Consider the following 14167-nt stretch of genomic DNA (forward strand, 5'->3'; position numbering starts at 1 on the left):
CCAGGGGGACCCTCGGGGTTTGGGGGGCGGGTTTGTCCGGGTTTTGGGGGGGGTTTTGTGTGGGGGGGGGGGGGGGGGGGTTCGCCTCAAGCGCCGGCGGGGCTGGGTGGCCTCATGCGCCGGCCGGGCTACTTGGCCTCAAACGCCGGCCGGGCTGGGTTCGCCTCAAGCGCCGGCGAGGCTGAGTGACCTCATGCGCCGGCCGGGCTACTTGGCCTCAAACGCCGGCCGGGCTGGGTTCGCCTCAAGCGCCGGCGAGGCTGGGTGGCCTCATGCGCCGGCCGGGCTGCTTGGCCTCATGCGCCGGCCGGGCTGGTTCGCCTCAAGCGCCGGCGGGGCTGGGTGGCCTCAAGCGCCGGCCGGGCTACTTGGCCTCATGCGCCGGCCCGGCTGAGTGGCCTCAAGCGCCCGCCCCGTTGGGGGTTGTGTTTTGGCTTGTGGGTGGGTCGGGGTGGTCAGGGTGTGTAGTAGTTGGTCATCAAGGCCGTTGACCAGGGGGGCTGGTGGAGTTTGCCTCGGGGGGCGAATTCGGTGAGGTAGGGCTTGAGGTCGAGGACGGGGGTGTTGTCGATGGCGTCCAGGCCGCGGACGTGGATGGTGAGGTTGTCGACCTGTTCGATGGAGCATCTCGATACCGCCAGGCGGTTGGGGCGGTTCTTGCCGCGTTGGGCGAAGATGCCGACCCGTGGCCAGTCCGGGTTGCCGCGGGGGTGGCGGGCGCCGGTTTCGATGGCCTCGTCCGGTACCCGGTGGAAGTGGTAGACCACCTCCAGGTGGGAGAAGTCGGACAGGCCGGCCAGTGCCTCCGGGCCGAAGCGGTCGGCGTCCAGGTGGATCACCGAGGGCGCGTCTCCCCAGTGGTCGTCGAGGAGTTCCACGCGCGGGCAGGACACCCACCCGATCGGGCGCAGGGTGATCTCCGCCGCCGGCCACGTCGGCTCCGGCTGCTCCATCGGTGCCATCCTCCGTCCTACGGCGTGAGCTCCAGTGCGTGCACGACCAGTTCGGCCAGTGCGCCGACCGCGCTTTCCCGGACGCGGGCGTCGCATTCGGTCATCGGGGTGCGCGGGCTGATCGACAGGGCGTCGCGCAGATCCTCCTCGGGATAGCGCGGTGCGTCGTCGAAGAGGTTGACCGCGACCACGAACGGGATGCCGGAGCGCTCGAAGTAGTCCACCGCCGGGAAGCTGTCCTCCAGCCGCCGGGTGTCCACCAGGACGATCGCGCCCACCGCACCGCGCACCAGGTCGTCCCACATGAACCAGAACCGGTTCTGCCCCGGGGTGCCGAACAGGTACAGGACCAGGTCGGATTCCAGGGTGATCCGGCCGAAGTCCATCGCGACCGTCGTGGTGCGCTTCTCCGGCAGGCCGGACAGGTCGTCGACGTCCTCGCTCAGCACCGTCATGACCGATTCGGTGGTCAGCGGCGGGATTTCCGAGACGGCCGCCACCAGCGTGGTCTTGCCGACCCCGAAGCCGCCCGCGACGACGATCTTCGTCGAGGTGATCGGCGGCCCCTCGCCGATCCGCCGACCGCCGGCACCCGCGGCGGGCAGCGGGATGGCCGGGACCTCGTCGCCGAGTCCGGCGAGTCCGCCGAGATCAAATCTTGCGTAGTCCACCGAGCACCCTCTCCAGCAGCGCGCGATCGGGTCGGCCGGCCTCGTGCTCGGCCTGGTACACGCTGATTCGGCCCTGCGAGGCCAGGTCGCTGATCAGTACCCGCACCACGCCGAGTGGCATGTGCAGGATCGCGGCCACCTCGGCCACCGACCGAACCCCTCGGCACAGGTGCACGATCCGGGCGACCTCCGGCATGTCGCCGGTCTCGTCCTGGGGGCAGTCCAGCGTGGTGACCAGCGTCTCCACGAGCAACACGTGGCCGTACCGGGTGCGGCCCCGGGTCAGCGTGTAGGGGCGCACGCGCGAGGTACGGCCGCCCGTGTCGGGTCGGGACGCGTACCCCCGCTCTGCGTCGTAGTCGGAATAACCGCCGTCAGGAGCCAACGCGACCACCTCCACGGTCCTGGTGCATCTGTGCGCGCAGGGCCGGCGTCAGGACGTGGCCGGCGCGCCGTACGAACGAGGTCATCTGGTACGCGATCACGCCCAAGTCGGCGGATCCGCCCGCGTGTACGCCCAAGCAGGAGCCGTCGCTGATGGACATCGCCACGACGTAGCCCTCGGCCATCGTGACGATCTCCTGGCGGACCGCGCCCATGTCGAGCACGCGCGAGGTGCCCTCGGCCAGGGCGACCAGGCCGCTGACGATCGCGCCGAGTTGCTCCTCCGCGTCCGCCGCGGCGGCGGTCGCGTCCGGGCCGCGCGCGCTGGCCAGCATCAAGCCGTCGGAGGAGACCAGGACGACCTCGCGGACCCCCGGGACATCCCCGGCCAGGCCGGCCACCAGCCAGTCGACGTCGCGTGCCGTGGTGCCATTCGACCCGGTCACCGGTCTCCACCTCCTGTCTCCTCCCGCGCGGGCGGCGGGAAGGTGGGTTCTTCGTCGGACGGGGCGACCGGGTCGGTTGCCTCGCCCTCCCGGCGGGCCGCCTCCAGACCTTCCTGGAAGCCGGTCAGCCGCTTGCGCAGTTCGGCGGCGGAGAGCGCGCCGGTGTCCCGGGACGTGTCCGCGGCGGGTACCACGCGCACCGCCCCGCTGTTGTCGCCCACCACGAGGCGTTTGGGCAGCCCGCGCCGGGTGCGGCCGACCGCGGAGACGGCGGGCCCCGTGCCGTCCCCGCCGGCGGCCGTGTGCGGCTTCGCGGGAGCGGCCGGTTGCGGCTTCGGCGCCGCGGTACGCCGGGCCGGCGGGGGGACCGTGGCGGTCGGCGCGGCGGTCGGCGGTGTACCGGCCCGGGGCGCGTCGGCGGCCTCCGCCACCGCGGCCTCGCCCGCTTCGGCGTCCGCGAACAGTGCGCCCGGGGCGAGCAGCTTCGCCGCCGCCTCCTCCGGCGCCGGCGCGGGGTTGGCGGCCGGCGTGCGCTTGGGCAGCCCCTTCGGCGTCCGGGTGGGCGGCGCGGCATCCTCGCGCGGCACCACCGGACCGCGCGATGCGGCGGGCGTGGTCCGAGGGGGCGCGGCGGCCTCGACCCCGGCTGCCTCGACCGCGACGGCGGGCGTCGGAGCGGTCTCGGCCGGCCGTGCCGGCAGCGCCAGGCGGGCGGCGCCGGGCGGGATGGCCCGTGCGCCGGGGGCGACGCCCGGGATGGCCATCCGGTCCCGCTCGCGCTCCTGCTCCCGGTCCCGCTCGGCGGAGAAGTCGGCGGGTGAGGGGCCCTGGCCGTTGAACGCCGTCGCCGGGATCACCACGACCGCACTCAGGCCGCCCTGCGGGCGCGGGCGCAGCTGCACCCTGATGCCGTGCCGGCGCGCCAGCCGGCCGACCACGAACACGCCCAGGCCGCCCGCGCCGCCGGCGGCCTCCTCCTCGGTGCTGTCGCGTTCGATCTGCGAGTTCAACTCGGTGAGCCGGTCCGCCGGTACGCCGATCCCGTTGTCGTCCACCGACAACACGACCTCGCCGTTCTCCAGCGTCCAGCCACCGATCTCCACCCGGGACTCGGGCGCCGAGTAGGCCGCGGCGTTCTCCAGGAGTTCGGCGAGCAGGTGGCCGACGTCGTCGGCGGCGCGGCCGAGTACCTCGGCGCGCGGAACGTGGCCGACGTCGATCCGCTCGTAGCGCTCGATCTCGGAGACACCGGCGCGGACCACGTCCAGCAGCGGGATCGGTGGGCGTCGGCCGCGTCGCTCGTCCGCGTCCGCGAGCACGAGCAGGTTCTCGCTGTTGCGGCGCATCCGGGTGGCGAGGTGGTCGAGCCGGAACAGGTCCTGGAGCCGCTGGGGTTCGTCCTCGCCGTGTTCGAGCTTCTCGATCAGGTCCAGTTGCCGCTCGACCAGGGTCAGTGTGCGCATCGACAGGTTCACGAACACGTCGTGGACCCGGCCGCGCATCAGGGTCTCCTCGTCGGCGAGTGCGGCGCGTCCGCGCAACAGCTCGTCGTGTTCCGCCTCCAGGCGGGCGCGTTCGGCCTCCAGTCGGGCGCCCTCCGCGGCCTGACGCACGGTCAGCTCACGCAGTCGGGCGATGCGCCGCTCGGAGACCCGGTGCCGCAACCACGCGGCGATCGAGGACAGCGCGACGGCGGTGGTGAGCAGCGTGCCGGCGAGTACCGACTGCCACACGGTGTCCGAATCGCCCAGCAGGACGACGGCGGTCGCGATCCCCGCCAATGCGAAGACGGCCGCCGCGGAACCGAGCCCCGCAGCCACTCCGCCCCCCGAGCGCCGGCTCTGGTGAACGGGAGCGGGAACGCGCACAGGTGCCGCGTCCGCTGCGTTGGGTGTTCCTGGATCCCCCTGCCCATACATGAGACGTGAGCATATCGTCGGACCATCTTTCGATGTGCCCTCAGTGGCTGTGCGAGTCGCCCCGAAAACGGCCGAAAGGTCCCGCCCGACGACTGTCGAGCGAGACCTTTTCGGTATACGGACCAACATTTTCGACGAACTGTCAGCCGATCGCCGCGACAGGCGGTCGGCCGATCGCCTCGCCGAGCGGCCGGGCGAACCGCCGGACCGGGCCGGTCACACGTCGCGCGAACGCAGCCGGATCCCGCCCGCGATCAGTGCGATCGACGCGTACGCCGCGATCAGCAGCAACGAGGGCCACGGGCCCGGGCCGCCGTCGTCGCCACCGCCACCGATCAGCTTTCCGAGCGCGAACATCGGCGAGTACTCCATGACCTTCTCGCCGACCGAGTGCGGCAGGAACGGGCCGATGATCATGGGCAGCAGGATCACGCCCATCAGCGCGGTGATCGCACCCGCCGAATGCCGCAACAACACGCCCAGGCCGAGGCCGAACAGACCGATCACGGCCAGGTAGAGCGAGCCGCCGACGATGCTGCGGAGCAGGTCGACGTCGGCGCTGGACTCGCCGATCCGCGAGGTCAGCATCGACTTGCCGATCACGGCGGTCAGGCCCATCGTGACCACACCGACCCCGAACATCAGGCCCGCGAAGACCACGCCCTTGGCGATCAACACCTGGAGCCGGCGCGGGTACGCGGTCAGCGTGGTGCGGATCATGCCCGTCGTGTACTCGGCGGAGATGGTCAGCACGCCCAGCGTCGCGGCGGCGAGCTGGGCGATGATCACGCCGATCAGCGCGATGCTCACGTAGTCGTCGTCGGTGTCCGGATTGACCGTGCCGGCCAGCAGCACACCCAGACCCAGGATCAGCAGCACCATCACGGCCAGCGTCCACATGGTCGAGCGGACCGTGCGGATCTTGGTCCACTCGGACAGCAGCACCCGACCGAAGCCCGCGTTGCCGCCGCCGACCTGGCCGCCGAGCTGCACCTGCTGCACCGGCGGGTACGGCGCCTGCTGCGCGGGCGACGCGAACTGCCCGCCCGGCTGCTGGAATGCCTGCTGCGGAGGGGCCATGTGCGCGGGCGCCATCACGTGCGGCTGCTGCGGCACGTGCGGTTGGTTCTGCGGCATGGGGGGCGGAGTGTTCTGTGCCATCGCTCAGCCCTCGCTTCCGTTGGACTGCGGCTTGGACAGGTTCGGGGCGCCGGCACCCGGGGCCCCGACGGGGGCTCCCCACGGCGCACCGGGCGCACCCTGCTGCGGGTATCCCGGCGGCGGACCGGCGAACTGCGGACCGCCCTGCTGCGGATAGCCGGGCGGCGGTGCCATCCCGGGTGCACCCCATCCGGGCGGCGGGCCGCCCGGCAGCCCGGCGCGGTACTCCACGCTGTGCTGGGTCATCCGCATGTAGACCTCTTCGAGCGAGTCGAAGCGCGGCGAGAGCTCGTGCAGCGCGATGCCGTGCTCGGCGGCGAGGTCGCCGATCGTCGCCGGCGGCAACTCGTGCACGCGAAAGGCGCCGGGCACCGTCTGGTCCGGGGTGACCGTCGCGCCCTTGCCCTGGAGCAGCGTGTTGAGCTTCTCCGCCTGCGGCGAGCGCACCACCGTGAACGACTGCGAGTTCGTCTCGATGAAGTCGCGCATCGAGGTGTCGGCGATCATCCGCCCCTGCCCGATCACGATCAGGTGGTCGGCGGTCACCTCCATCTCGCTCATCAGGTGGCTGGAGACGAAGACGGTGCGACCCTCGGAAGCGAGCTGCTTCATCAGGTTGCGGATCCACAGGATGCCCTCGGGGTCGAGCCCGTTGACCGGCTCGTCGAACATCAGGATGCCGGGGTCGCCCAGCAGCGCGGACGCGATGCCCAGCCGCTGGCCCATGCCGAGCGAGAAGCCTCCCGCGCGCTTCTTGGCGACCTGGGTCAGGCCGACCATCCCGAGCACCTCGTCCACCCGGCGGTTGGGGATGCCGTTGCTCTGCGCGAGGCACAGCAGATGGTTGTACGCGGTCCGGCCGCCGTGCATCGCCTTGGCGTCCAGCAGCGCGCCCATCTCCCGCAGCGGGGCCTGGACATGGTCGTACGGGCGGCCGTTGACCGTGACATTGCCGCCGGTCGGTGCGTCCAACCCGAGGATCATCCGCATGGTGGTCGATTTACCGGCGCCGTTGGGGCCGAGGAAGCCGGTCACCGAGCCCGGACGCACCTGGAAGGAAAGCTGATCCACCGCCAGCTTGTTTCCGTAGCGTTTGGTGAGCCCTCTCGCTTCGATCATCTGTTGCCGCACTCCCAGGATGGTTTCGGTGCATGAGCTGGTTGAGATGTTGAGGTTCGAGCTTAGGGCCGAACGGCCGCTGCCGACGGCAGCCGCACGGCGGGCCCTGTTCCGGTCACAGGTTCGAGGGAAGTCCCGCGAATCATCCCACGGGACGATTGACAAGCTCAGGCTTGATCCTGGCGAGGTGTGACCACTTCGCGGAGTATGAGCAATACAGCGGCTGCGATGGGAATTGCGAGCAATGCCCCCGTCACGCCGAGCAGCGCGCCACCGACCAGCGCCGCGATCACCGTGATCGCGGGCGGCACGTTCACCGCGCGGTTCATCACCCGCGGATAGATCAGGTAGTTCTCGAACTGCTGGTAGGCCAGGAAGAAGATCACGCACGTGAGCGCCTTGCCGGGGGAGTCGAAGAAGACCACGACCGACACCACCGCGGCGCCGATGGTGGCGCCGATCATCGGGATCAGGTCGGTGAACGCGATCACCAGCGCCAGCGGCAGTGCGTAGTCGTTGCCCAGGACCATCAGGAAGATGAACGAGGACAGGCCCGCGCAGGTGGCCACGATCAGCGCGCCGTTCACGTAGCCGCCGATCCCGGACAGGATCTCGTCGCCGAGCAGCCGCACCCGGGCCCGGCGCGACTTCGGGAACAGGTTGTACAGGTGGTTCTTGATGCTGGGCAGCGCGCCCAGGAAGTAGAGCGTCAGCACGATCACGGTGAGCGTGTCGAACACCGAGGTCAGCACCATCTTGCCGAAGCCCCACAGGCCGCCCGCCACGTTCTGCGCGGTATTGGCGTCCGCGGCCCAGTCCTTGGCCCGGGTGACGAGGTCGTACTTCTCGTCGAGCTTGCGGAACCTCTCGTTGTTGCGCAGTTCCGTGAGGCTGTCGGGGATGGAGTTGATCAGGCTCGACGTCTGTTCGACCAGCGGTTGTGCGATCGCGGTGGCGAAGCCGGCGGTCACCACTATGAAGCCCAGGGCGACCGTGCACACCGCCCAGCGCCGGGCCATGCCCCGACGCTCCAGCCGCTCCACGAACGGGTTCAGACCCGCGGCCAGGAAGAACGAGATCAGGATGACGATCAGGACGTGCTGGATGCCCAGCACGGCCTGGGCCAGGAACCACGCGGTGATCAGCCCGAGGCCGCCGATGAAGCCGATGTAGAACGGCGACGAACGCCGTAGCGGTTGACCGGGGTCGCCGAACCGCGAGCCGACGCCGGTCCACGGCCGGACCGAGGCCTGGGTCGAGGCCGGGTCCTCGCCGTCGGCCTGCGCCGGGAGGACCGTGCCCGCGTCGACGCGCGCGCCGGCGGCGGGGTCGTCCGCGGCACCGGCCGGGTCCGGTCGCGGCGCCGGATCGGCCGCGCCCGCCGGATCGGGATCGGGATCGGCCGAGCCGACCCGGGCCTGCACGGGCACCGGTACCGGCACCGGATCGGCCGAAGTCCCCGGCGCGGCCGCCGGTTTGCCCGGCGGTGTCCGGTCGCCTGCGGCCGGGTCCGCGGGCTGCGCGGGTGCGCCGGCCCCGTCCGCCGCCGTGCCCGCGCCCGCATCCGGGGCGCTGCCGTTGCCGGTGGGCGCCCCCGATCTGCGGCGCGGCCAGATGTTGCCGAGTCGACCCATGCCCCGTTGCTCCTCGTTCACCCTGCTCGGATCCGACGATTCGACACGAATCGCATCCCGCCGACGGGCCCCGAGACTGCGTCATGAAAATGCGGCCGGGCGGCGGGCGGGTCCTCGTGGAACCCGTCCGCCGCCCGGCCGCGGAAGTCGGCCGCTACGGCCCGTGCGGAAACTCCCCGCGGGAGCGTCAGCGGCTCTGCTGCGCCGGCACACCCGGCATCTTGTCGTCGTCGTCATCGATGCTCACACCCGCGGCGGCGACGGCCGCGCCGGTGAGGGTGGCCAACATCTCGCGCACGTTGGTCAGCTGCGCGTTGATGCTGTCCCGACGGTGGGTCAGCGCGGCCAGCTCGCGCTCGGACTCCGAGCGGATCCGGTCGGCCTTGGCCCGCGCGTCGGCGACGATGTCGTCGGCCTGGCGCTGCGCGGTCTCGATCGTCTGACGCGAGCGACGCTCGGCGTCGGTACGCAGCTTCTCGGCTTCCAGGCGCAGTTGCTCGGCCCGGTGCTCGACCTCGGACAGGCGCTTTTCGGCCTTGGCCTGACGAGCCGCCAGGTCGCGCTCGGACTGCTCGCGGCGCTTGGCCAGGTTGGTCTCGAAGTCGGCGGCGGCCTGGGCGGCCTTGGCCCGGGTCTCCTCGAAGAGGGCCTCGGCCTCCTCACGCTTGGCCGACGCGTCCTTGGCCGCCTCGCCGCGCAGCTGGGCCGCGTCGCTCTTGGCCTTGTCGAGGATCCGCGAACCCTCGTCCTCGGCCTTGGCCTTGCGCTCCTTGCCGTACTGCTCGGCATCGGAACGGACCTGCTGCGCGGCGGCCTCGGCCAACTCGCGGTGCTGATCGGCGGCGCGGCGGGCCTCCTCGCGCAGGTCCTTGGCCTCTTCCTCGGCAAGGCGGAGGATCTTCTCCACCCGGGCGCCGAGACCCGCGTAGGACGGTTCGGCGTCGGCGAGTTGGGCCTGCGCGTTCTGGCTTTCGAGGTGCAGTTCCTCGATCCGCTTCTCCAGCGCCGAGATCCTCGCGAGCGCGCTGTCACGGTCCGACACGAGCTTCGTGATGCGGTCGTCGACCTGCGAACGCTCGTACCCACGGCGGACGATGTCGAAGCCGTGCGGAGAGTTAGTGTCGCTCATGGGGTTCCTGTCGTATGACGGGTGCGGTGAATGAGGTGACGGGTGGAATCCTGGCACGAATCGGGCGGAGCATCGACCTGACCGGGGGATAAGAACCGGCCGGCATCGCTCAATCGGATGACGACGAACCGGCACCCTTCGCCGCGGGGCCCTTGCCCGACGAGGAGTTGCCCTTGCCGGAGGACAGACCCGCGGGAGCGGCGAGCGCGTCCAACACGCCCTGCACGCGCGACATCTCCGCGGTGATGTCCTTGCGTCTGCGGTTCAACTCGTCGAGTTTGCGCTGTCCGTCGGCACGATGACGGTCCGCGTCCTTGCGCGCCTCGGTGCGCAGTCGCTCCGCCTCCTTCCGCGCCTCGTCGAGAACCTTCTCGGCGTCCGCGGCGGTCTTGCGACGGACCGCCTGCGCCTCCCGCTGGGCGGCGGCCACCTGTTCGGCCACCTTCGCCCGCAGGTCGTCCGCGCCCTTCTGGGCGTCGGCCAGGCGCTGTTCCGCTTCCGAGAGCAACGCCTCGGCCTTCTTCACCGCGGCAATCCGTACCCTATCCGCCTCGGAACCGGCCTTGTCACGAATTCGCTCGGCTTCCTCCGCCGCGGCCACCTTCATCTTCTCGGCGTCCACGCGGGCCTCGCTCACCTGTTCCTCCGCGGCGGCGACCAGGTCGTCGACCCGCTTCCCGGCCTGCTTCAGGCCCTCCGCGGCCTGCCGGCGGGCGCGTTCGACGGCCTGTTCGGCCTCCTTGTCCGAGCGCTCGCGGGTGGCGGTGGTGTCCCGGCGCGTCTCGCTGATCATCGCGTCCGAGTCCTTGCGCGCCTTCTCTATCACCGCCGTCGCCTCGGCGCGCAGCCGCTCGTCCTCCGCCTCGGCCTCGGCGATCAGCCGGTTCGCCGCGTCGTTGGCCTCGTTGAGGCGCTGTTCGGCCTTGTGCTCGGCCGTGCCGACGATCTCGGTGGCCCGACCCTTCGCCCGAATCAGCAGATCCTCGGCCTCATTGGCGGCCCGCTCCAGCTCCGCGCGGGCCTGGTCGCGCAGTTCGGTCGCGGCCTCCTCGGCCTCGCGCAGCTCCTTGTTCGCCGCTTCCCGTCCGGCCGTTCGGGTCTTCTCGGCCTCCCGGTCGGAATCGGACTTCATCCGCTCGGCGTGCTTGCGCGCCGCGGTGACCGTGGCGTCCGCCTCCGCGCGGGCCCGGACCAGCGTGGTCTCGGCGTCGTCGCGGGCTTTGGCCAGGTCGCGTTCGGCGAGCGCGGTGAGCCGGTCCGACTCCTCGCGGGCGGCGTCCTCGATGCCCACCACCGCGGCCCGTACGGCCTCCGCCTCGGCCTGCGCCTCGGCGACCGCGCGAGCCGCGTCCTCCTTGGCCAACCGGGCCTGGGTGGTCGCACTCTCCAGCAGATCGGTGCCCCGCGCCTCGGCCTTCTCCAACAGTTCGCGGGCCCGCGCCTTGGTGCGGTCGCGCAACTCGGCCGCCTCGTCGCGGGCTTCCTCCAGCGCCTGGGCGCCCTGGGTGCGCAGCCGGGTCGCCTCGGCCTCGGCCTCCTCGCGCATCCGGGCGGCGTCGGTGTCCGCCTGTTCGAGCTGGGTCAGCGCGGCCGTCTCGGCCTCGCTGCGCAGCCGCTCGGACTCCGCCGTCGCCTCCGCCAGCGCCGTGGCGGCCTCCTCGCGCAGCGTGCTCGCGTCGTGGTCGGCCGCGGCCAGCGCCGCGGTCGCCTCGGCGTGCAGCCGCTCGGCCTCGGCGCGCGCGGCCTCCAGTGCGGTGGCGGCCTCCTGCCGCAGCGTGCGGGCGGCGGTGTCGGCCTCGGTGCGCACCTGCTCCGCGTCGCGCTCGGCCCGCTCCAGAAGCGCCCGGGCGGCGGTCTGCGCCTCGGACCTGGCCCGGTCCGCGTCGGTCTCGCCCTGCGCTCGCGCCGCATCCGCGTCGGCGTTGGCCGCGGCCAGCGCCGCGGTCGCCTCCTGGCGCAGGGTGCGGGCCTCGCCGTCGGCCTGTTCGAGGATGCCGAGCGCGGTCTCCTCGCCCTCCGCGCGCATCCGTGCGGCGTCCTTCTCCGCCTTGTCCAACGCGGCTTGCACGGTCGCCGCCGTCTCGGTGCGCAGCGTGCGGGCGGCCTCCTCCGCCTCGGTACGCATGCGCTCCGCCTCGGCGTGCGCCTGCTCCAGCACCGAACGTGCGGTCTCGGTGGTCTCCTCGCGCAGCGTGCGGGCGGCCGTCTCGGCCTCCGTGCGCATGCGCTCGGCCTCCGCGTCGGCCTGTTCCAGCACCGAACGTGCGGTATCGGTGGTCTTCTCGCGCAGCGCCTGCGCGGCGGCCTCGGCCTCGGTCCGCATCCGGGTCGCGTCCGCCTCCGCGCCGGCCAGCAGCGTGCGGGCCGTCTCGGTGCTCTCCTCGCGCAGCGTCAGCGCCGCGCTCTCGGCGGCCTCGCGCACCGAACGTGCGGTGCTCTCGGTCTCCTCGCGCAGCGTGCGCGCCTCGGTCTCCGCCTCCTCGCGCATCGAGGCGGCGTCCCGGCGGGCGGCCGAGCGCATCCCGTCCGCCTCCTCACGGGAGTCGGTGAGGACCTTCTCGGCCTCCTCGCGGGCCTTGCCGATCAGCTCGTCCGCCTTGACCGCGGCCGACTGGGTGCGCGCGCCGGCCTCGGCCCGGGCCTGCTCCATGGTGGCCTGGGCGTCCGCCCGGGCCCGGTCCAGCGCGGCCTCGGCCTCGCCGGCGGACTGCTCGGCGCGGGCGCGCAGTTCCTCGGTACGGGTACGCAGCTCGGCCGCCTGCCGCTCGGCCTCCGCGCGGACCGCCTCGGCCTGCGCCATCGCCTGCTCGCGCAGCTCGACGGCGGCCTGCTCGGCGGAACGCATCATTTCCTCGGCCGCGCGGGACGCGTCGGTCGTGGCCTTGTGCGCCTCGGTCCGGGCCTTGGCCACCAGTTCCTCGGCCTCGGCGTGCGAACGACCGGCGTTCTCGGCGGCCTCGGTGCGCACCCGCTCCGCCTCGGCCCGGGCCGCCTCGATCCGCTCCGCGGCCTGCGCGGCCGATTCCTCGCGCAGTTGCTCGGCGGCCCTCGCGGCCTCCTCGCGCAGGCTCTGCGCCTCGTCCTGGGCGCGCTGCAACTCCTCGACGGCTTCCGCCTGTTGGCGCTGCGTGAGCTCGCGCAGGCGGTGCGTGTCGGCAACCGCCTTCTCGCGCAGCTTGCCGGTCTCGGCGCGGGCCGTCTCCAGCAGTTCCTCGGCGCTCTGCGCGGCCTTGGCGCGCACCTGGTCCGCGTACTCGCGGGCCTCGTTGGCCAGTCGATCGCTCGACTCGCGGGTGCGTACCTCGACCGCCTCGGCGTCGGCCTGTGCGCGGGCCCGCAACTCGTCCGCCTCGGTGCGGGCTTCGCTCTGCAGCCGCTCCGCCTCGGACCGGGACTTGGCCATCAGGTCGTCTGCGGCCCGCGCGGCGGTCTCCAGGCGCTCGGCGGCGCCGGCCTCGGCGTTGGTGAGCAACTGCTGTGCCTCGGCCCGCAGTCGGTCCACCTCCTGCCGGCGACGCTCGATCTCCGCGCGCGCCCCGGCCTCCAACTCGTCGACCCGGGCCAGGGTTTCCTCGCGGGCGGTGTCCAACTCGGTGCGGGTGTCGGTACGCAGCGACTCGACTTCGGTGCGGGCCTCGTCGCGCAGCCGGTCCGCCTCGGCGAGTGCCTCGGCGCGCAGCCGCTCGGCCGCGGCGCGGGCCTCGGCGGTGACCTTGTCCGCCTCCGCGCGGGCCTTGGCCAGGTACGCCTCGGCGTCGCCGGCGGCCTTGCCGAGCTTCTCGCTCGCCTCGACCTCGGCGTCCTGGAGCAGGCGCTGGGCCTCGGCCTGGCGGCGGTCCGCCTCGCCGGCCGCCTCGGCGCGCAGCCGCTCGATCTCCAACTGGGCGGATTCGAGCAGCTTCGCGGTGTTCTCGGAGGCGCCCTGTGCGCGGGCACCGGCCTCGCCGGTGACCCGCTCGGCCTCGGATCGTGCCTCGCCGATGATCCGGGCGGCCTCGACCCGGGCGTCGCCCACCAGGCTCTCCGCACGGGTGCGGGTCTCGGTGCGCAGTTGTTCGGACTGGTCCACGGCCGCGCTCGCTCGGGCCTTGGCCTCGGCGATCACCCGGTCCGCGTCGCTCTGCGCCCGGGAGAGCAGCGATTCGACCTCGGCGCGGGTGCTCTCGCTGGTACCGACGGCCTGTTCGCGCGCGGCGGCGGCGATCCGTTCGGCCTCGGCGCGGGCGTTGTCCAGGAGTTGGCGCGAACGCTCCTCGGCCTGGGCACGCAACTGCTCGGCCCACGCGACGTTCTCGTTGACCCGGGCCTCGGTGGCCTGGCGTGCCTGGGCCAGTTCCTCGTCCAGGCGCCGGCGGCGCTCCATCACCTCGGCCTGCCAGTCGGCCTCCAGCCGGGCGGAGCGCGCGGCGGCCTCCTGGAGCAGGCGCTGCGTGGTCGCGCGCGACTCCTGGAGTTCGCGCTCGGCGTCCGCGCGGACCTGATCGGCCTGCAACTGGGCATTGCGCAGCATCTGCTCGGCCTGGCCGCCGATGCTGTCGAATCGGGGCGTGGCGAGCTGGCGGCGAAGGTCATGCAGCTTCGCGCGGAGAACCTCGACCTGATAGCCGAGGTCCTCCGCGTGTGCGACGGTGTCGTCGCGCTCCTTCTTCAGCCGCTTGATCTCGTCGTCGAGCAGTTCGAGGTGCTCGTCAACTTGGTAGCGGTCGTAGCCCCGCACTGTGGGGTCCCACTCCATCCCCTGGCCGCGTACG

At 72.6% G+C, this 14167-nt stretch carries 10 protein-coding genes; all 10 read right to left on the bottom strand.

Annotated features, from left to right (window positions below; translation table 11 throughout):
- Nucleotides 1–455 precede the first annotated feature (455 nt).
- The 10 genes from ACIBM5_RS12635 to ACIBM5_RS12680 all read right to left on the bottom strand — a co-directional run bounded on the left by ACIBM5_RS12635 (nt 456) and on the right by ACIBM5_RS12680 (nt 14151).
- Nucleotides 456–953 carry an SAM-dependent methyltransferase gene (locus ACIBM5_RS12635; protein ID WP_396006852.1) on the bottom strand — a complete coding sequence of 166 codons (498 nt, stop codon included), beginning with the start codon at nt 951–953 and terminating at the stop codon, nt 456–458.
- A 17-nt stretch (nt 954–970) separates the two neighbouring features.
- Nucleotides 971–1564: a GTP-binding protein gene (locus ACIBM5_RS12640; RefSeq protein ID WP_396007093.1), complete on the bottom strand. Its 594-nt coding sequence runs from the start codon at nt 1562–1564 to the stop codon at nt 971–973.
- A 40-nt stretch (nt 1565–1604) separates the two neighbouring features.
- Complete coding sequence (locus tag ACIBM5_RS12645) at nt 1605–1925, bottom strand: DUF742 domain-containing protein (RefSeq protein ID WP_052174010.1); 321 nt, start codon at nt 1923–1925, stop codon at nt 1605–1607.
- 73 nt (nt 1926–1998) lie between these two features.
- Entirely contained in the window at nt 1999–2454 is a 456-nt protein-coding gene (locus tag ACIBM5_RS12650) for a roadblock/LC7 domain-containing protein (protein WP_391581256.1), read from the bottom strand.
- Entirely contained in the window at nt 2451–4274 is a 1824-nt protein-coding gene (locus ACIBM5_RS12655; protein WP_396006854.1) for a sensor histidine kinase, read from the bottom strand. The genes ACIBM5_RS12650 and ACIBM5_RS12655 overlap by 4 nt, the downstream gene beginning before the upstream one ends.
- Before the next feature lie 315 nt (nt 4275–4589).
- Complete coding sequence (locus ACIBM5_RS12660; RefSeq protein ID WP_396006855.1) at nt 4590–5510, bottom strand: ABC transporter permease; 921 nt, start codon at nt 5508–5510, stop codon at nt 4590–4592.
- Nucleotides 5511–5537: 27 nt separating this feature from the next.
- Nucleotides 5538–6653, bottom strand: coding sequence for an ATP-binding cassette domain-containing protein (locus tag ACIBM5_RS12665; protein WP_396006856.1), 1116 nt, complete (start codon nt 6651–6653; stop codon nt 5538–5540).
- A 167-nt stretch (nt 6654–6820) separates the two neighbouring features.
- Nucleotides 6821–8287 (bottom strand): AI-2E family transporter, encoded by a 1467-nt coding sequence (locus tag ACIBM5_RS12670; protein ID WP_396006858.1) that lies wholly within the window; start codon nt 8285–8287, stop codon nt 6821–6823.
- 187 nt (nt 8288–8474) lie between these two features.
- Nucleotides 8475–9416 carry a cellulose-binding protein gene (locus ACIBM5_RS12675; protein WP_020555437.1) on the bottom strand — a complete coding sequence of 314 codons (942 nt, stop codon included), beginning with the start codon at nt 9414–9416 and terminating at the stop codon, nt 8475–8477.
- Nucleotides 9417–9525: 109 nt separating this feature from the next.
- Nucleotides 9526–14151 (bottom strand): hypothetical protein, encoded by a 4626-nt coding sequence (locus ACIBM5_RS12680; RefSeq protein ID WP_396006859.1) that lies wholly within the window; start codon nt 14149–14151, stop codon nt 9526–9528.
- Between the last annotated feature and the right edge of the window lie 16 nt (nt 14152–14167).

This window comes from Embleya sp. NPDC050493 (genome assembly GCF_044458105.1).
GTDB lineage: Bacteria > Actinomycetota > Actinomycetes > Streptomycetales > Streptomycetaceae > Embleya.